The sequence below is a fragment of the Acetobacter sp. genome, assembly GCF_047721705.1.
In the GTDB taxonomy this organism is placed as follows: Bacteria; Pseudomonadota; Alphaproteobacteria; order Acetobacterales; family Acetobacteraceae; genus Acetobacter.
In genome coordinates, this window is record NZ_JBDNXK010000074.1 from 1 (window position 1) to 15,853 (window position 15,853).

Below are 15,853 nucleotides of genomic sequence, written 5' to 3' on the forward strand. Positions count from 1 at the left end.
AAATAGTTATGTATTGTATGTGGATATTTTATGATATGTATAAAGAAAAAATTATGTAAATCATGATTATCAGATACAATCCTATCTTATAGATGTAAAGTGCGCCGCTTCTTTTGTTTTTCCTGCGCTTTGGCTTCGGTTTTGCGTGAGAGAATGGTTCTGACCTTCGCTTTCAAGGCTTCGGTCATCTCACGCAACCGATCCATCATACCTTTTCGGTCCTTCATGACTTCAGCCGTGTTTTTAAGGCCCTCGGCTGCCTTCTGCTCATGCCGGCGGGTTGAGAAGCGGCCTGCCAGAGTAGCACGTTGCTTGCCCTTTCCTTCCCGTGCTTCCAGACCCTGTTTTGTCTGCTGCATAGCGCGTACGGTGCCACGCCGGATATTTTCCGCTCGTTCCAGAAGGGCGTGTGCTGTCTCTTTTTCGGGCTGGCGCTCGAAGTTCCGGATGATATTTTTCAGGACATCGGTTGCGGTAATTGTACGCTGATCCCCCAGAGGCCGTCGGCCGGCAATCTCGCTCCGTTCAGCGCCATCCGATGTGACGATAAAGGTCTGCTCCCGGTGTCGGCTGGACGAAGTGTAAGCACCGAACGCCGTGACATTCCGTGACCCGGCTGGAATGGCAAAAATATGCTCGGTGACGGTGACACCCTGGCTGGTATTGGTGGTCATCGCGTCCCCATAGGATAGTAGAAACCGACCGGTTTCCTTATCCTTGAGGGAGTCCCATTTTACCAGTCCATCCCGACCATTGGCCCCTCGCAGAACCAGCCCCTCTTCGCGTACGTCACGGACTTCAACCACAGTGCCGTTGCGGCCGAGATTCCCGCCTGAATTGGTGTCGAGGAAGCGGGCATTTGTCCGCTGGAACAGGCGAACCTTGTCGCCGCGTGCCAGGGACAGGTCATAGGAGGTATTTTCTCCGGTAGCCTGTGCCTTGATGGTAATCAGATCCGCGCTGATCTCCCCAAGCTCACGCCGGCGATCACGGATCGCGCGGCTGATGTTGTGGGCGTCAGCATTCGTCAGGGTGGAGATCGAAAGGGTGTATTTGTCGCGATCGGCATTCTCCGTACGGCGTTGCTGCCAGAGATCGACCACGGCCTTGATGGCTTCCTCGTAGCCTCCCGGTGCAACACGCAGGGTTCCATTTTCCGCCTTCCGCTTGACGGCTTCCTCGGTTTGCCCGTTGCGAAACATAAGGGTGGTTTCGCGCTCTTCCTGCTGAATCTGGCGCGTGGACGTCCCCAAGAGGGGTATGTTTTCCTTGCCCAGCCCTCGTTGCAGTAATTCGATAACCGCGCCCGCCTCAACGGACTGCATCTGTTTCGGGTCGCCGATCATCACCAGCTTGAAGCCGATGTCCTCTCGCTTCCTGAGGATGTCATTGAGCTGGCGTGTGCCCAGGAGGCTGAGTTCGTCAACGACGACGACGGATTTCTTGGTGAGTTTGAGCTTGCCGTTGTCGATCCGGTGCAGGAAGGATTCCAGAGCGCGGGTCTTGGCGACTTCCATACCCGTAGCAGACAGATCGTCGGACTGTCGCCAGGCCAAGGCGATGCCGTGAACGTCCCGGCCCTGCTGCTTCCACGCGGTTACGAGCGGCTTCAGGAGTGTGGTTTTTCCTGAACCTGCAACGCCGATCCCCACGACGACCTGACCGCCCTTCCCTAGATCCTCCATCATCGTGCGTTGGGCCTGCCCGTGCGCGCTCTCGAAACTGAGTTCGGGATGGGCCTTGACGGCCTGGTCAATCTGCTTGTCCGTGAGCGCGCCGCTTCGATCCTTCGCGGCCTCGCGCGTCATGCGGATCAGGTCGCGCTCTTCGCTTTCGTGAAGGGCGGTCGTGATTCCGACCCGCTCTCTGCCTTCCGGGTCTTTGACTTCTCCCCAAATCAGGGAGGTTTGCCGTCCGTGCTGGCGGACGCCGCGATTGCGCATGGCTGCGGTCACGGCGTTGATGTCGGCTGCTGTGTCGATCCCCGCTGCGATCAATCCTTTGGCGGCGGCGATCCGGGCATCAGAACCGTCAAGAGATGCGCGCTGCTGAAGCTGCTTGTCAAAGACATGCTGTGCAGCTTCATAGGCGTGTTCCAGGCGCTCGGCCCGATCGCGCTCGGGTGCGATTTCATCGGGCCGGAGAATGCTCCGGTGCTTGTATCCGATCTCTGCGGCCGTGCGCTGCCATGAGGTTATGTCGGTAAGATCGTCCGACTTCGCGCCGCGCGGATCTTGCACCCCCTGCTTGATAAGGCCGATTTTGCGCTTGGCATCGAGGGTATCCCAATCAAGGCCCTGCCCTGCCGCATAGGCACGCGCGGCGGCCGTTCCTGAAAGTGTGCGGCGGCTGAACTGTTCACAGACACTCTCGGGAATGGCTGCAACCCTGCCCATTTCCGTCCGCTCGTCCAGCACCATATCGACCCCCTGCTTGCGCAGGTTCGTCGCTAGGTGGGCCTGATAGACGGCGCCCCACTCCTTGACCTTGCCGTTAAGCTGATCGAGCCACAGGCCGCCCATGCGGCCCTCGTCGGTCAGTGCCGCGTTCAGAATGGCAGTATGCGTGTGGAGCTGCATATCGCCTGGCACCCGGCCCCCTCCCTGACGGAGCGTATGCAGCTCGGTAAAGACCTCGCCCTGGTCGTCTGTCCGGATGACCTCAACGGTCGGCCGTGCCGTATAATGATCGAAGGACACCCAGCCGATGGATGCGGGGTCCCAGCCATCTTTTCCGGCGTCGCCTTTCCGCGCACGTCCGATCACCTTTTCCACTTCCTGCATGGTTGAGGCGATCGCGTCGTGATGTGCCTGAAGGATGATTCCGCGCTCGGCTTCTGTCGGGGCGAATGCCCATGCAACGGAAACCGATTTGGGGGCGGAAAAGGTGAAATCCACATACCCGATCCGGGCGCGACTGGTGTCCATGCGCTCGTGATATTCGGACACACTCAACTCCTGCCCGTCGGCCATACGCCCGGACAGGATATTTTCGCGTTGGTCATTGGTCAGGCTGGCCGCATCGGCACCAAGGACGGCCGTAAAACGCCGTACAGCCCGTTCAGCTTTCTTGGCAGGTATATCGCCGCCAGAAACCGTCTTGCCCGCCAGAACGGCTTCCAGTTCGGATCTCGTGGGCAATCGGCTTTCATCCATCTCGAAGATTTTGCCGATTGCTTCCGTGGCCGATCTTTTCGTCTTCCCCGGAATATCCTGTCCGTCTGCTCGTTGCCCGTTCAGAAGGTGAGCGACTTCGGCCGGTGTCAGGCCCTTCGTGGGGTCGATCCCAAGTCGTGCGGCCAATTCGGGATTCATGTCCCGGCGCGGGACGGCTGTCGCACTACTGTAGTCGCGGGCGGCGCTGGCGTTGCGGATCTCGCTATCAAGTGCGTCGGCAGTGAAGGGCACGGCGCGTTGCTGCAACAATTCCTCGGCTTTGGCCCGGTCGATCAGATTGGCCGCCACGAAGGTTCCGGCTGCGCGGACTGCCAGCACGTCGTCCGAATCGGACGTGGCTTCTCGCAGGCGGTCGATTTCCATTGCCAGCGTGTCGGCCAGGTCATCCATCCCGCTCGTGGTGCCGGCATAGCGGGTGGCAGCGGCCTCGGCCGGGGTCGGGGGTCTTACACCCTGCGCGTAGTACTCCGCCATCACGGCCATCTCGGGCGGAAGGGTCTGCTGAAGCAGATGCTCGCTCATGGCCTTGGCGGCGGACGTGGCCCCGGCCGCGCCTGTCCGATAGGTCAGCATCAGGGTGCCGGGGTATCGGACGCCTCGTGACCGGAAGCGACAAGAAGAGACGCCATATCATTCATGCTTTCGGCCATTGTGTTGACGGCCTGGGTATTCTCGCCCACGGCGGCGGTCAGGTTGGTGAGGGCCTGCGCGACCGGAGAATCCCCCGGCTCGTCTCTGGCGGCTGCCAGCACTTCGGTCAGCATTTCGGTCTGCGCCTGAAGCGTGTCGAGCATCATCCCGAGGACGGTCTGAATGGCCGAGAGCTGCTTACCGTGCTCTTCCAGCGTATCGGAAACATGGGCGAGATAGGCCCCGTCGGTGTCTTTCGCCATGAGGGTTCGGGCTCCTTATTCCCGGCATTATCACGAAAACGTGAGCAATGAATCGGAAGGCGATGCGCCGGAATCAGTGCCTTCTTTTCGCACCTTTTTACCCCATGCGTCTAGCATGACTTAGTCTGTAGAAAAAACGCCACTCCCCCCTCACCCTCCTACCTCTCATGGAAGGATACGATAGAGGATACGAAAGAGGCCACGTATCAGGACACGAAAGAGGACACATCAGAGGATACGTTAGAGGGCACGCTAGAGGCTACGGAATAAAAAAAGAAGGTGACGGACGAGAAGAAAAATGCAATTTTTCTCAAGCCATGAAAAACGCCAACAGACAGACGATCCGTGGAGTTCCGAGCAAACGTCCTCGCACTGAAGAGGAATTGCAGGAGGCTGCGGATCGGTTCAGCCAGGACTGGACCCCACAGGATCAGGTGATGCCGTGGATACGCGCTCATGAGCCGGAGCTTAGTGCGATGGTGAGTGCGGGCTGGTCCTGGGATGATGTCGGCCGGGCGATGGCTCGTGCGCGCATCACGTATAAAACCGAGGTGCCCATGAAAGGGTCGATCTTGCGCGCGAAAGCGTACAAGGCGCGGAAGGACAGGTCAGAGGCGACGACAGTTCGAGCGGTTCCCGCGAGAACGCCAGTCGTCTCGGGAGGCGTGAAACCGGCTCCTGCTGCCTCGTCCATCAGACCGTCAGCGGACCCCTCGCCTGCGTGGCTGGAACAGGCCCCGGAAAGGGAGGAAGGCGAACCGGAGTTCAAGCCGATCTCACTGCGAACCCCTCTGCCCCCGACAGCCGAACCCAAGGCGGTAAAAACGCAAACGGCTCCTGAGCGGCCGAAACGCTCAAGAGCCGATGCTTTAGCAATGCTAACTAATCGTCCTGTAAAGACTGAGGAATCATAATGAGCGACACGAAATCAGGCAACAAAAACCCTGCGCCTGCTGCCAAGAAGCCGGTCCAGCCTGCGAAGTTCGATCTGAACCAGACACTCGCGCAGGAACCGGTCTTTGACGTTAAACCCTTCACGCCGCGTAAGGTCGAAGAAGCCGAGCCGGTGATTGCCGAGGGCATGGACCTGAGCGGCAAGACGAAGATCGTCTTCGTCAACGGGCGCGGCAAGACCGGCAAGACCACATTCCTGCGCTGGGCGGCCGAGCGTGCTCTGCTGGGCAACCGGCCGATCCTCATGGCGGATCTGGACCCAACCAATGCGTCGTTCTCGTCGTATTTTCAGGACGTGGCGCGACCGAACACAGACGATCCGGCAGGCGTTGCGCAGTGGATGCAGCGGTTCATCGAATACGCGGTCGAAAACCAGACAACGGCGGTTCTCGATCTTGGCGGCGGCGACACCACGCTGCGCGAGACGGCGGCCGAAATGCCGGGTTTCGCATCAGCGATTGCCGAGGCCGGCGCGGTTCCCGTCCTGATCTCGCTGGTCGGGTCGCAGGTCGATGATCTGGCCCCGATTGCAACACTGCGCGATCGCGGGTTTTCGCCGGACGCGCGGGCGATCGTGTTCAACGAGGCATCCAAGGAAATCGGTCACACGCGCGATCAGTCATTCGGCCGCCTGCTGACAAGCGCCGTGGTCGTGGATGAAGTCACGGACGGGGCGGTCCCGCTGTGGATGCCCCGGCTCAATGCGGCGGCAGCCGTCGAAAGCCGCCGGAGCCTGTTCAGCGCCGCGCGCGACGGCCTGACCACGCCTCCCCTCGGGATGTTCGACCGCTCGAAGGTCCGGACATGGCTCGAAGCGATGGACCGCCGGTTTGCTGGGATCATGTCATGGCTTCCGTAAGCCAGGACGAACCGGCAGACGATTTTGAAGGCGCGATCGCCAGCGCAAGACAGGATCTACAGTTGGCGATTGCCAAGGCGCACCTGACGGATGATCCGTTGGGTGTTGCCCTGCACGCGATGTCCGAGACGCTGGGTGCTCAGGCCGCGCTCTACAAGGCGACGTTCAACAAGTATCGCGACATCAGCGCGGACCTCGATCGCGCGCGAAGCGATGCGGTCGAAGCTGGACGGCTGGAACTTGAAGGCCAGAAAGCCGGTATCGTTCAGGAACTGGCTCCCCAACTCCTGAAGCTGACCGCTTCGCAGGTGAAGGTTCAGGAACGCACGGTCAAGCTCAAGACGCTGCTCATGGCGGGCGGCATTGCCGGAGTGCTCGCCATCACGGCGGCCTGTGTCGGATACGGCACGGGCTGGAAAAACGGCAGGACGAACGGTCTTTACGACAAGGGGGCACTGTTCGCGGCGCTACAGGAGCATGGCCCGGGCGCTGAGACGGCCCTGATTGAACTGGTCCGGAACAACGACATTCCGGCTGTCCTATCGGCCTGCCGCGCTCATGCTTTCGATCAGGGCGGGCGACAGGCTTGCGCCGCGCCGCTCTGGCTTGAGCCGCCTCGGCCTCCTGCTGCACAGGACAACAAATAAAGTCAGGGACACGGCATCATAAGGGAGGGCAGACTATGCGGAGAATGTCACTCAATCCGGGCCTGCGGCTTGCGCTTCGCCCGTTTGCCTCCCTGCTGGCTTTTGCCGTCGGCCTTCCGGCCGCCATATTGGCGGTGCTCTGCTTCATTCATGGTGCGTCGCTGCTCTGGTCAGCCGGAATCCTCATTGCGTACAAGACATTCATCGCGGGCGGAGTATGTGCGGCGCTGGCTGCTTTAGCGCGCTGGCCGCGCGAGTACCTGACGCGCTGACGGACCGGGCGCGAAGTGCCCGGAAACGTCGAGCATCATCGACGGTGTAAAGCGTCGCAACGGAATGTTGAGGGCTTCCATCAGATCGTTGACGAAGCGGTCGCGGTCCTGCCGCTGTCGCTGCTGGTGGCTTCTATCATCGAGTTCGATGGCAAGGACCGGCCGCCCCGTCGCCAGTTCGATCACCACGAAATCGAGACTTTTACCGGCTACCCGATTCAACGCCTCGGGAAAGCGGCGTGGATCGACCACGATGCTTACCAGCTCCGCAAGCCGCACCTGCGGGCAGACATAGTGTCCGGCCGGAATCTGCGCCCGAAAGGCAAGAAGGGCACGGCGTTCCCAATCCGATAGAAGGGCTTTGGGCTGATAGCGTTTGCGCAGGATAGCTTCCCGCCCTGTCTGGTTCTGCTCGGGCGGTTCCTGCACGCTCTCGGCCGGCGTGTCGGCCGAGAGCGTCGCCGGCGTTGCCTTGCCAAGCGGCCGGCGGCGGACATGCCATACGACCGCACCAATTACGCAGGAGCCGCCAATCAACCAGAGCGTTTCGAGAGAAAGAAACAGGGCGCGGTCCTTCCGGTTAGCGGAGCTTCGGGCCTCGCGGTTTGGCCGCGGGCGCGTCCGGTTCCTTCATAACGCCTGCGGGGCTGGATCGCGCACCCTGCCCTTTCTGCACCTGGCCGGCCCAGTAGCTTGCAGCGCGCTGGCTGGTGGCGGGCTTTTCCTGCGCTGTGCGGTCTGCCGCTGCTGCGGAGAACCCGGATTTGACAGTCACGGTCACGTCGTCGCCGGCGGCCGCCTTCTGGCGGCCGAGATCTTGCGTCGGTACAACGATGATGCCCTTTCCCGTGTTCACGCTGCTGCTGTGCGTATCTGTGGCGACCAGTACGCCCGTGATCTGTTCGCCGGGACGCGCGGTCCGCACGTCCTGGGCCAAAGGCTCCGCACCCTGTTGTCGCAGATGCTCAAACGCTGTCCGAAGGGCGGCCACCCTTCCCCGGTCCGTCGCGTCCTCGACCAGATGACGCATGGCCGGGTTGGCAGGGTCATCAGCACCCGCGATGGAGGCGGCCAGCATTCGCGGCTTGGTGATAACGGAGAAATCGACATCATGCCCGTACTTCTGCCCAAGCGTGGCGATGAAGGCTTCCTGAACCCGCCCATTTCCCTCGCGGAAAGGATGGACAAAATTAAGCTCGGACATGACGCGACCGGCCACGGCGGAAAACTGCTCGACGTTAGAGCCCTTCAGGACATCGGGATCACGGATCGGCCGGAATGCCTCGGCCAGCCCGCGATCGAGCCTCGAACCCGGCAGGAAAGTCGTGCTGCCCTTGGTCATGAATTCGATGGGCTCGACCGGCCGTCCATCCACAACGGGCCGCTCGTTGCGCGTATGTCCGGCCCATTCGTAAATCTCGCCGAAGAGATGCTGGTGAATGGCTTTCAGGTGCGCCGCATCGAAATTACCGGCCGGGCCTGAACCCAGCCGGATGTCGATCATGCGGTCACTGGTGATCCTGTATTCGGCCCGATTGAGTGCCGCGCGCGACCGTAGGTCCAGCCGGTTGCGCAAGACATCCTGTTGATCCGGATCGTTGGAATTGGTGGGATAGGTATAACCGCGCCCCGGATCGCCGGTACTCATGGCGGCCGCGAATTAGCGACCGGCCCGGATGGCGTCGCGCATCTCGCGGCGCAGGTCTTCGAGCGAAATCACGCCCCGGATATAGCGTTCGTTCGCCTCTTCAAGAACCGGATCATGGACGTATCCCTGCCGGTAGTTTGCCGCCCGGGCTTCCTCGACGGCGCGACGACGCTGCGCGGATTCTTCTGCGCTGATCGGTCTGGCGGAAAGGGTCTGTCCCATCACGCTCGCTCCTGACTGGTAAGCGGTCATAATAGCCGATTTTGCAAGCGGAACCAAGAATTTATGGGGATGGTGTCGCCGCGTGTCTGCATCTTGCGAAGCAAATATGGGAGGGTAAACCCGTCACGCGACGACACGATAGCATGTGCGCGAACGGGCCTGAAAAAGCAAGTGAAGAGCCGCCCGAAGACGGCTCCCCTCCCCTGCTTATTTCCGGTCGAACGGATCTTCTCCCTCCCACTGGTCGGCCGGTGGAGCATCGGCCCCCTGCCCGCGCTGCTGTGCGGGACGGCCCTTGAATTCGAAATCCGTCGGATCGACGTACCAGATCGTGACATCATTGGTTGCGCCCTGCGGCCGGAAAGTGGCCGAACGCAGATCGCCCCGGACCTCAACCTGCCGCCCCTGTGTCGCATTCTTTTCGACATACTCGGCGCGCTTCTCCTGCCGGAGATCGACGCGGACTTCGACCCATTCGGTCAGCTCGCGCCAGCCGGTTTCGGACTGCTGCGAACGCACATTCTTCGAGCACGCTACGCGGAAAACCACATATCCGCCGCCGTTGCCGAACGTCTTGCGCGTCGCATCCTTGCCAACACGACCAGAGAGATTGATGGATGGGAACATGGTTAGGCTCCTTCAATGATTGATAAGTGTGAGGCAGAACATCAGCGCGACGAAGCTGCCAAAACAGCAACAGGCAAGAGCGCCACAAAGAAGACAGCGCGGGTTTTCCAGAACGCCTTCTGACGGAGCCTCTGGGACTTCCGACAGATACGCGGCGGCAAAGAAAACAAAGGTTAAAACACCGAATACTCCGGCGAAAACAGACAGATAGACATCTGACATAGGGTTTACCCTCCCTCCACCGAGCGGCTGGGGACTGGCCCCGGCTTTCCGCCCGGTGTCCTTATTATATACACGATATAATAAGGGAGAGGCAAGAGAAAAATGCAGTTTTTCACACAGAAAATGGCGGTTTCCCGCCAAAAATTACCCTTTCATCCACCCCTTCAAAACCCCAGCCTTTCGTTCGACCTGCCAGCGGCAGGGCGAAAGGCAGCGCAGCGACGCCTTTCGTCCCGACACCTTCAGATCCGCCGGCAACGCAGCGTAGGTCTAGGGGTCATCTCAGGGGACCCGTCTGCACGGAGCGACCAAAGGGAGCGCAGGAAGATGGGGTGGATGATCCCCTAGACCGGAGCGAGGCTGCTGGCACCAGCGCAGCCCCCCTTGGGGGGGCGAGCACCGGGGGGACATACCGGGCTTCCGATCGTTACCCGGATGGGCGGAGACAGACGGCGACCGCAGCGCAGCGCAGCGCAGGGCGGCGGCTGGCTCCGGTGAGTTGGCCGGGAGACAGGTGCAGCGCACCTGGCTCGCGGCCTTACGAACTAGAGCGGAGATCAAGCCCCCAAACGCAGATCGCACAAGCACCCAGCCTGTGCGGCATCAGTGCGAAAATTGGCCAATTCAGGATACACCAGAGGATACGGAACAGGACACGTTAGAGGATACGATAGAGGATACGGCGGCCGGTAGGCCGCCCGGCTACTCTTAGCCCGCGAAGCGGGCTTCCGGTTCGGCGCGCGCGGAAATGGGGGCATATCGCCCCCGGAGTCAGATGTCTTTGCATTCGCCCTCCCATGCCCTCAACGGCGAGTTGCCCTCCCTTCCGCAAAAGGGGCAGGTGGCCGGGTCGGGTGCGGGGTCGATGCCTTCATAGGTCCAGCCATTGCCACATGACAGGCAATCATAATCGGCCCCGGCAAGTCTGCTCTGGTGCGAGAGGGCTTTGACGGCCGAGGCGATATTGTCGAACATCTGATAGCCGACATCCTGCGGTGTCCCGACGTGTGAGCGGACAAGGGCGGCGGCTTCGTCGAAGCTCAAGGGGCGCTCGGTGGGAATGGTCTGCGCAATTTCGAATGCTTCGCTCATGGGTGACGTTCCATCCTGAAGGGCAGGGGGGCACGCCTCGGGTGAGGCGTGCCGGATGACGGGATCAGGCGGCGTCCTGCATGAATGCTCCGCCTCCTTTCAGCCGGGCCATTTCCTCGTTGAGACGCCACAGGGCGCGGTTGATCTTCACGTCCGCATCAATGGCTTTGACTTCGCGGGTGGACACGCGACGGCGGCGGCCGTTGGCATCGCGCCCCCATGCCCGGAGACCGCCCCGGATGACGTTTTCCTGCACCACGTTTCCGACGGTCCACAGATCGGAACCGAGATCATCACGGCGGCGCGGGGCCAGAAGCTGGCGCGGCTCGATCGGGGTTTCGGCTTCCTCCCCGAAGCGGATTTCATGGGCCGCCCCGGCAAGGATCATCTGTTCGTCATGGTTCAGGGTGACACCGGACCAAGCGTCTGCGGCTTCAACCGCGCGGCAGCTCTCGGACAGCACCTTGAAGCTGCCCTCGATGACCTGCGCCATCACGTCGCCCTTGTGGTGGACGGACACGGAAGCAAGCTCCCGATCTGACACCATCAGCCCGTTAAGGCAGACCAGACGCATCAGCCCGGCCATGACCTTATAGGCGCTCGTGCCGTCATGGCTGTTGACGAGCACGACTTCCGGATAGATGCCGCCGACCTTGCGGACGGTTCCGGCTTCGCCCTTGTGACGGAAGCGGATCAGGTGCTTGGTAAAATCCGCCTTGCCCGGCACGCGCGAACCGCCCTGCTTGGCATAGACCGGCTCGAAGCCTTCTTTCCGCATTCCCGCGAGCACTTCATAAGTGGGGATGTAGGCGTATCGGTCGCTGCGGCTCTCGTGCTTGTCTTCCGCGAAGATGGACTTCGCCAGATGGCGCAGGGCTTCGTCGGACAGCGGATCGCGGCCGAGATTGCGGGAAAAGCGAGAAGAAACGAAGTGATTCATGGGTTTACCCTCCCGTGGCCCCGGTGATGGGGGAGACCGTCTCCCTCCTTTTCGTCCGGTGCCCTTATTATATACGCGATATAATAAGGGTCTGGCAAGAGAAAAATGCAAAAATTCTCCGGAAAAATTCCCGTTCAGCACGAAAAAACCGCTTGCCAAAAACCGGATCAAAGCCCCAGCCTTTCGTTCGACCTGCCAGCGGCAGGGCGAAAGGCAGCGCAGCGACGCCTTTCGTCCCGACACCTTCAGATCCGCCGGCAACGCAGCGTAGGTCTAGGGGTCATCTCAGGGGACCCGTCTGCACGGAGCGACCAAAGGGAGCGCAGGAAGATGGGGTGGATGATCCCCTAGACCGGAGCGAGGCTGCTGGCACCAGCGCAGCCCCCCTTGGGGGGGCGAGCACCGGGGGGACATACCGGGCTTCCGATCGTTACCCGGATGGGCGGAGACAGACGGCGACCGCAGCGCAGCGCAGCGCAGGGCGGCGGCTGGCTCCGGTGAGTTGGCCGGGAGACAGGTGCAGCGCACCTGGCTCGCGGCCTTACGAACTAGAGCGGAGATCAAGCCCCCGAAAAAACTCGCACGCATCATCAGAACAGGTCATCTAGGGAACAGGAACAAGCGATCTGATTTGTAAAACCTGATTAAATGGCGGTCTGGTGCAGTTTTAATTGAGAAAAATGTAATTTTCTGCGAAATTTCTGTTCCCACGAACAGGGAATCACAGCCATGAAGAGACTGTTTATTGCGATCGGGGCAGCAATGATCGGCGGTGCTGTTTCGTATTCACCGGCCGCCCATGCGGAGCCCTGTGCGGCTTTGTTGTGCATGGCCGGAATGCCGGCGACAGGTGCAGGTTGCAGCGGCCCGGTCGGAGAATTTTTCAGTATTCAGGTATGGGGCTTTTGGGGATACGAGCCAGGTGCAACGGCAGCAAGGCGTGCCGCGTTTTTGAACTCGTGCTCCGGGGCGGCGGCCAACGAAGCAGTCGTGCAGAGGATCATCGGGACGTACGGGACACTGCTCGCTGCGCCATGACGAAAGACGCGGTTCCCCTCATGGTGGCGCATGTCATGAGAGGAACCGCGAAGGCGGACGTGGGATGACAGGCCGATCGCTGTTAGTCGGCCAGTGCCGGTCGCCATTGCGCGATGATCGCGGCGAATTCCGGGCCAAGGGCAGGATCGAGCTGATCGGGGTAATTGCCGGCCTGACCAATCAGACCGAAAACGACTGTCATATCTTCCACGATGGCCCTATCGAGCGCCCATAGCGACGTGAGATCAAACGATCCGCACGATCCTGCATTCCACCATGCCAGCAGGAAATCCGCGACACGCCGCGATTGTCCGGTGTCACCCTTTGCAATTTTAATCAGGCGTGCCAGCGCCGCCCGTTCATTGTCCTGTTTCGCGGTCATGGGTCTTTTCCGTGGTTTGTTGGTTTGAGCTGGCGGGCTGTGAGCGTCACCCCACAAAGGGTTTCCAGGTCCATTTTGCGGTCAGGTCTTCGTCATCAATCTCGAAGCCCATCTCCTTCAGTCCGGTCAGGACCATGTTCACGAGGCGCATTCCCGGATGCTCGCGCATCCAAAGTTCTGCCGCTACGCGGACATAGACCGGCAGGCTGACGGAGAGCCCGACCAGCTCGCCCGTGTCGTCGCCCGTATGCGGTTTGAGACGCCGCTTGCGTTCGGGTACCAGATCCTCGGGCTCCACATGCACGCCGATCGTCTTCAGCGCCTGAAGGATGGCGCAGCGCATGGAGGTGTCGTTATCGTTTACATACTCTTCGAGCTGCCGGCGCACGGCGGGCTTGACGCGGAACAGCGTCAGGCGCGGGGTGCGATCAAGGACAGGGACAGCAGACGCGGATTCAGACATCGAAACTCTTTCAAGGCACAGATCCTCTCCTTTAACATATATCGGATATAATAACGAGAGAGCCGGCCGCCCGCTGCCGTGGGCAGGGTCAAACATGCGCCTCTCCGAGATAGATGCCATAGCGGGGCCGGATCTTCGATCCGGGCCGCAATTTCTGGTCCATTGCCCATAGGGAAACCGACATGCCGCGCCTGCGCGCGAGCTGCACGGCCGACCGTGCTGCCGTGTCCCGGCTTTCCTTGACGGCCAGGACCGACAGGTCCGGGCCGGCCAGATAGACATGGCGATGCTTCGCCACCCGTCGCGGCGCGAGGTAGGTCATGACACCAGCCCTCCCATACGCGATGACACCCGGCACGCACGCTCTAGCCCGGCCAGAAGATCCGCGAGGACCTGGCGGGGCAGGGGGTGGGTGCCAAGCGCCACGATCCGGCCGCCCTCCATCTGGACGGGCAAGCGGACCGACCCCACGCAGATATGTGCGGGAAAGGGGCCATCGGCGCCGACCGGGTATCCCGGCCGGGCAACAGACATCCGCTCATAGCGGCGGACGAGAGCTTCGTATCTCACACGATCAGTCATCGCTTCATCCTTTTATATCCGCGATATAATAGAGACACGGACATTCACCACGATCGTCCGTGCTTGCTGGTCTAGTCGCCCAAGTGAGCTTCCCCGGCTGGCTCAGCGTCATCAGGGGGCGGTTCCCGCAAGGCGGCATCGACCAGTGACCTGAGCCGCCATACGGGGACCATGATCCGGAAGGCCATCCCGTATGAATCGGCCGCGCTTTGCACCCATGAGCGGATACGCTCGACCGGCGCATTCTCTGCTTTCATCGCCACGGCCAAGCTCATGAGATGGGCCATCAGCTCGTCCAGCTCGAACTCAACCACGCGCAGGGCATCTTCGAGACTATGTTCGGCCAGTTTTTCAAAATCTGCCGAAATATTCTGGCGTTCTGCTTCCTCTGCCAGTTTGGCTTCCAGATGGGCCACGGCATCGACATAGCTCGTAAGATCCATCAGGACCATTTTCGCTTCGGTCCGTGCATCGACCATGATGCGCAGGGCAAGAACCGCGTCTGCCACGGGTCCGGTTCGCTTGCCATTCGCAGGACTGTCATCTGTCTGCGTCATGCTGTGCTTCCGGCCCGCATTTATTGACGATATGGCATTCATGCTGCGGTCCTCCTGACGAAATCACAAGAAAAACCCGTTTGTTTTTTGAATCGTTTCAGTCGATACGCAGCCCCGTGCTGTCGATACGGGAAAGAACGGTATCTGTTGTCATCCAGCCCGCCACCCGACCGAAGCCGATGAAGGGGACCAGGACGGTATAAACAGAGTCCAGATCGTAGCTGGTGCGCTGGTCCCGTGGACCTTCCCACAGGCATGACAGCATCAGCCCCTCGATCTCGGTGCCGTCGCTGCCGATGGTCGTGACCCACAGATCCGGCAGGACGGCGGCTTCGCAGGCGCGAACGCGGCCCTTACGGGTCCAGTAGGCCATCAGATCCGGCTTTGTCTTCATCGCCGAAATCGTGCTGTATTCGTCGCGATCCAGCCGGATCAGCGGCAAGGTATTGTGAAGAGGCGATACCTGTTTTTCGGCGTGGTCTTCCTTGGACATAGGGCTATCCTCCCTGTGCGACGGATCGAACGGTTTTATCCTCCCGGCCCGCCTCTAATATATACGAGATATAATAAAGAGGGTTCAAGAGAAAAATGAAATTTTTCTCGCGAATGGTGGAGAGGCCGGCAAGACGGCCTCTCTCCCGGATTCAGGCGCAGGCTGCCTGCTCTTGCTCGGCCAGTATCTCGGCATGGAAGGCTTCCATCGCGCGCTGGCTTTCTTCAGGGTCGATCAGGTAGGCATGAAAGCCGGTGAGGACGGTAAAGCCCGCCGCTTCCAGCGCCTGTTGTACCTCGGTGATACCCCATAGGGCACTCGCATACTCGGCCTCTTCGCGCTGCTCGTCGGGGACATATTCCAGGCCGCATGATGCGGCTTCATAACGGGCGATCGCGTCGTCCTCGGGGTCATCATACACGCCATACCTGATGCTGAGATCGACGGTCATGGAACTGGTGGCCTTGGCCTGTTTCATCGCATCTTCGAAGTGCTGGACATAATACATCCGATCACGCAGCTCGTTTCGGGTCGCATAGGAATCTTCCGAGGTATCATCCAGCCGGTCGGACAGGCGGCTGTACCATGCCTGCGTGTCGGTGATGGCGCGATCAAGAACGTCTGCCGGATTTGGGCGAGGTGGCATCTTTTTGGAGCGGAACAGAAAGCCCATCAGACCGGAAAGAAGTGACATAGGTTTACCCTCCCATGTTCGGACGGGGAGGGGGACGATCCCCCCACGTTTTCCCGCCCGGTGTCTCTATTATATACAAGATATAATAAGGG

20 protein-coding genes are annotated in these 15,853 nt (G+C 60.6%); 3 read left to right on the top strand and 17 right to left on the bottom strand.

Annotation, left to right across the window (positions count from 1 at the left end; all coding sequences use genetic code 11):
• Window positions 1-86: 86 nt before the first annotated feature.
• From mobF to ABF824_RS12170, 3 genes are all read right to left on the bottom strand, one after another.
• Window positions 87-3,749 (bottom strand): MobF family relaxase, encoded by a 3,663-nt coding sequence (gene mobF, locus ABF824_RS12160; RefSeq protein ID WP_075624537.1) that lies wholly within the window; start codon window positions 3,747-3,749, stop codon window positions 87-89.
• Window positions 3,749-4,069 (bottom strand): hypothetical protein, encoded by a 321-nt coding sequence (locus ABF824_RS12165; RefSeq protein WP_007284568.1) that lies wholly within the window; start codon window positions 4,067-4,069, stop codon window positions 3,749-3,751. The genes mobF and ABF824_RS12165 overlap by 1 nt, the downstream gene beginning before the upstream one ends.
• 454 nt (window positions 4,070-4,523) lie before the next feature.
• A complete protein-coding gene (locus tag ABF824_RS12170; RefSeq protein ID WP_180952909.1) occupies window positions 4,524-4,838 on the bottom strand; it encodes a hypothetical protein in 315 nt (104 codons plus the stop codon).
• 144 nt (window positions 4,839-4,982) lie between these two features.
• Between ABF824_RS12170 and ABF824_RS12175 the strand changes: the two genes are divergently transcribed.
• The 3 genes from ABF824_RS12175 to ABF824_RS12185 are packed head-to-tail and all read left to right on the top strand — an operon-like array spanning window position 4,983 to window position 6,801.
• Window positions 4,983-5,882: a hypothetical protein gene (locus ABF824_RS12175; protein ID WP_007284570.1), complete on the top strand. Its 900-nt coding sequence runs from the start codon at window positions 4,983-4,985 to the stop codon at window positions 5,880-5,882.
• A complete protein-coding gene (locus ABF824_RS12180) occupies window positions 5,870-6,529 on the top strand; it encodes a hypothetical protein (protein WP_007284571.1) in 660 nt (219 codons plus the stop codon). The genes ABF824_RS12175 and ABF824_RS12180 overlap by 13 nt, the downstream gene beginning before the upstream one ends.
• 35 nt (window positions 6,530-6,564) lie before the next feature.
• Window positions 6,565-6,801, top strand: a complete 237-nt coding sequence (locus tag ABF824_RS12185) for a hypothetical protein (RefSeq protein ID WP_231105563.1) — start codon at window positions 6,565-6,567, stop codon at window positions 6,799-6,801.
• On the opposite strand, the gene ABF824_RS12190 is transcribed toward ABF824_RS12185, so the two are convergent.
• The 14 genes from ABF824_RS12190 to ABF824_RS12255 form a co-directional block, all read right to left on the bottom strand.
• Window positions 6,766-7,338, bottom strand: coding sequence for a DUF2726 domain-containing protein (locus ABF824_RS12190; RefSeq protein ID WP_231105564.1), 573 nt, complete (start codon window positions 7,336-7,338; stop codon window positions 6,766-6,768). The genes ABF824_RS12185 and ABF824_RS12190 overlap by 36 nt on opposite strands.
• Window positions 7,339-7,381: 43 nt before the next feature.
• Window positions 7,382-8,449 (bottom strand): Fic/DOC family protein, encoded by a 1,068-nt coding sequence (locus ABF824_RS12195; protein ID WP_415489311.1) that lies wholly within the window; start codon window positions 8,447-8,449, stop codon window positions 7,382-7,384.
• A 12-nt stretch (window positions 8,450-8,461) separates the two neighbouring features.
• Complete coding sequence (locus ABF824_RS12200) at window positions 8,462-8,671, bottom strand: antitoxin VbhA family protein (protein ID WP_007284575.1); 210 nt, start codon at window positions 8,669-8,671, stop codon at window positions 8,462-8,464.
• Between the two features lie 207 nt (window positions 8,672-8,878).
• On the bottom strand, window positions 8,879-9,298 hold the full coding sequence (locus ABF824_RS12205) for a single-stranded DNA-binding protein (protein WP_007284576.1): 420 nt from the start codon (window positions 9,296-9,298) through the stop codon (window positions 8,879-8,881).
• 993 nt (window positions 9,299-10,291) lie between these two features.
• A complete protein-coding gene (locus ABF824_RS12210) occupies window positions 10,292-10,612 on the bottom strand; it encodes a hypothetical protein (RefSeq protein ID WP_075624779.1) in 321 nt (106 codons plus the stop codon).
• A gap of 64 nt (window positions 10,613-10,676) precedes the next feature.
• Entirely contained in the window at window positions 10,677-11,552 is an 876-nt protein-coding gene (locus ABF824_RS12215; RefSeq protein WP_007284719.1) for a DUF932 domain-containing protein, read from the bottom strand.
• Between the two features lie 644 nt (window positions 11,553-12,196).
• Window positions 12,197-12,382, bottom strand: a complete 186-nt coding sequence (locus ABF824_RS12220) for a hypothetical protein (protein WP_010665810.1) — start codon at window positions 12,380-12,382, stop codon at window positions 12,197-12,199.
• Window positions 12,383-12,672: 290 nt separating this feature from the next.
• The gene (locus ABF824_RS12225) at window positions 12,673-12,972 is read right to left on the bottom strand and encodes a hypothetical protein (RefSeq protein ID WP_062810080.1); all 300 of its coding nucleotides are present in this window, start codon (window positions 12,970-12,972) and stop codon (window positions 12,673-12,675) included.
• 46 nt (window positions 12,973-13,018) lie between these two features.
• Window positions 13,019-13,531 carry a hypothetical protein gene (locus ABF824_RS12230; RefSeq protein WP_014095393.1) on the bottom strand — a complete coding sequence of 171 codons (513 nt, stop codon included), beginning with the start codon at window positions 13,529-13,531 and terminating at the stop codon, window positions 13,019-13,021.
• On the bottom strand, window positions 13,524-13,757 hold the full coding sequence (locus ABF824_RS12235) for a hypothetical protein (protein ID WP_010665809.1): 234 nt from the start codon (window positions 13,755-13,757) through the stop codon (window positions 13,524-13,526). Before ABF824_RS12235 ends, ABF824_RS12230 begins: the two co-directional genes overlap by 8 nt.
• Complete coding sequence (locus ABF824_RS12240) at window positions 13,754-14,017, bottom strand: hypothetical protein (RefSeq protein WP_231105602.1); 264 nt, start codon at window positions 14,015-14,017, stop codon at window positions 13,754-13,756. Before ABF824_RS12240 ends, ABF824_RS12235 begins: the two co-directional genes overlap by 4 nt.
• 71 nt (window positions 14,018-14,088) lie before the next feature.
• Window positions 14,089-14,574 (bottom strand): hypothetical protein, encoded by a 486-nt coding sequence (locus ABF824_RS12245; RefSeq protein WP_231105603.1) that lies wholly within the window; start codon window positions 14,572-14,574, stop codon window positions 14,089-14,091.
• Window positions 14,575-14,671: 97 nt separating this feature from the next.
• The gene (locus ABF824_RS12250) at window positions 14,672-15,067 is read right to left on the bottom strand and encodes a hypothetical protein (protein WP_007284689.1); all 396 of its coding nucleotides are present in this window, start codon (window positions 15,065-15,067) and stop codon (window positions 14,672-14,674) included.
• 151 nt (window positions 15,068-15,218) lie between these two features.
• Complete coding sequence (locus ABF824_RS12255) at window positions 15,219-15,761, bottom strand: hypothetical protein (protein WP_062810081.1); 543 nt, start codon at window positions 15,759-15,761, stop codon at window positions 15,219-15,221.
• Between the last annotated feature and the right edge of the window lie 92 nt (window positions 15,762-15,853).

Bases quoted from the DNA above. Each gene is read 5' to 3' on its own strand.
- mobF (WP_075624537.1), bottom strand. From the start codon at position 3,749: ATGCTGACCTATCGGACAGGCGCGGCCGGGGCCACGTCCGCCGCCAAG.
- ABF824_RS12165 (WP_007284568.1), bottom strand. From the start codon at position 4,069: ATGGCGAAAGACACCGACGGGGCCTATCTCGCCCATGTTTCCGATACG.
- ABF824_RS12175 (WP_007284570.1), top strand. From the start codon at position 4,983: ATGAGCGACACGAAATCAGGCAACAAAAACCCTGCGCCTGCTGCCAAG.
- ABF824_RS12180 (WP_007284571.1), top strand. From the start codon at position 5,870: ATGGCTTCCGTAAGCCAGGACGAACCGGCAGACGATTTTGAAGGCGCG.
- ABF824_RS12185 (WP_231105563.1), top strand. From the start codon at position 6,565: ATGCGGAGAATGTCACTCAATCCGGGCCTGCGGCTTGCGCTTCGCCCG.
- ABF824_RS12195 (WP_415489311.1), bottom strand. From the start codon at position 8,449: ATGAGTACCGGCGATCCGGGGCGCGGTTATACCTATCCCACCAATTCC.
- ABF824_RS12200 (WP_007284575.1), bottom strand. From the start codon at position 8,671: ATGGGACAGACCCTTTCCGCCAGACCGATCAGCGCAGAAGAATCCGCG.
- ABF824_RS12205 (WP_007284576.1), bottom strand. From the start codon at position 9,298: ATGTTCCCATCCATCAATCTCTCTGGTCGTGTTGGCAAGGATGCGACG.
- ABF824_RS12210 (WP_075624779.1), bottom strand. From the start codon at position 10,612: ATGAGCGAAGCATTCGAAATTGCGCAGACCATTCCCACCGAGCGCCCC.
- ABF824_RS12215 (WP_007284719.1), bottom strand. From the start codon at position 11,552: ATGAATCACTTCGTTTCTTCTCGCTTTTCCCGCAATCTCGGCCGCGAT.
- ABF824_RS12220 (WP_010665810.1), bottom strand. From the start codon at position 12,382: ATGCACAACAAAGCCGCACAGGGCTCCGCATGGGCGGCCGGTGAATAC.
- ABF824_RS12225 (WP_062810080.1), bottom strand. From the start codon at position 12,972: ATGACCGCGAAACAGGACAATGAACGGGCGGCGCTGGCACGCCTGATT.
- ABF824_RS12230 (WP_014095393.1), bottom strand. From the start codon at position 13,531: ATGTTTGACCCTGCCCACGGCAGCGGGCGGCCGGCTCTCTCGTTATTA.
- ABF824_RS12235 (WP_010665809.1), bottom strand. From the start codon at position 13,757: ATGACCTACCTCGCGCCGCGACGGGTGGCGAAGCATCGCCATGTCTAT.
- ABF824_RS12240 (WP_231105602.1), bottom strand. From the start codon at position 14,017: ATGACTGATCGTGTGAGATACGAAGCTCTCGTCCGCCGCTATGAGCGG.
- ABF824_RS12245 (WP_231105603.1), bottom strand. From the start codon at position 14,574: ATGACGCAGACAGATGACAGTCCTGCGAATGGCAAGCGAACCGGACCC.
- ABF824_RS12250 (WP_007284689.1), bottom strand. From the start codon at position 15,067: ATGTCCAAGGAAGACCACGCCGAAAAACAGGTATCGCCTCTTCACAAT.
- ABF824_RS12255 (WP_062810081.1), bottom strand. From the start codon at position 15,761: ATGTCACTTCTTTCCGGTCTGATGGGCTTTCTGTTCCGCTCCAAAAAG.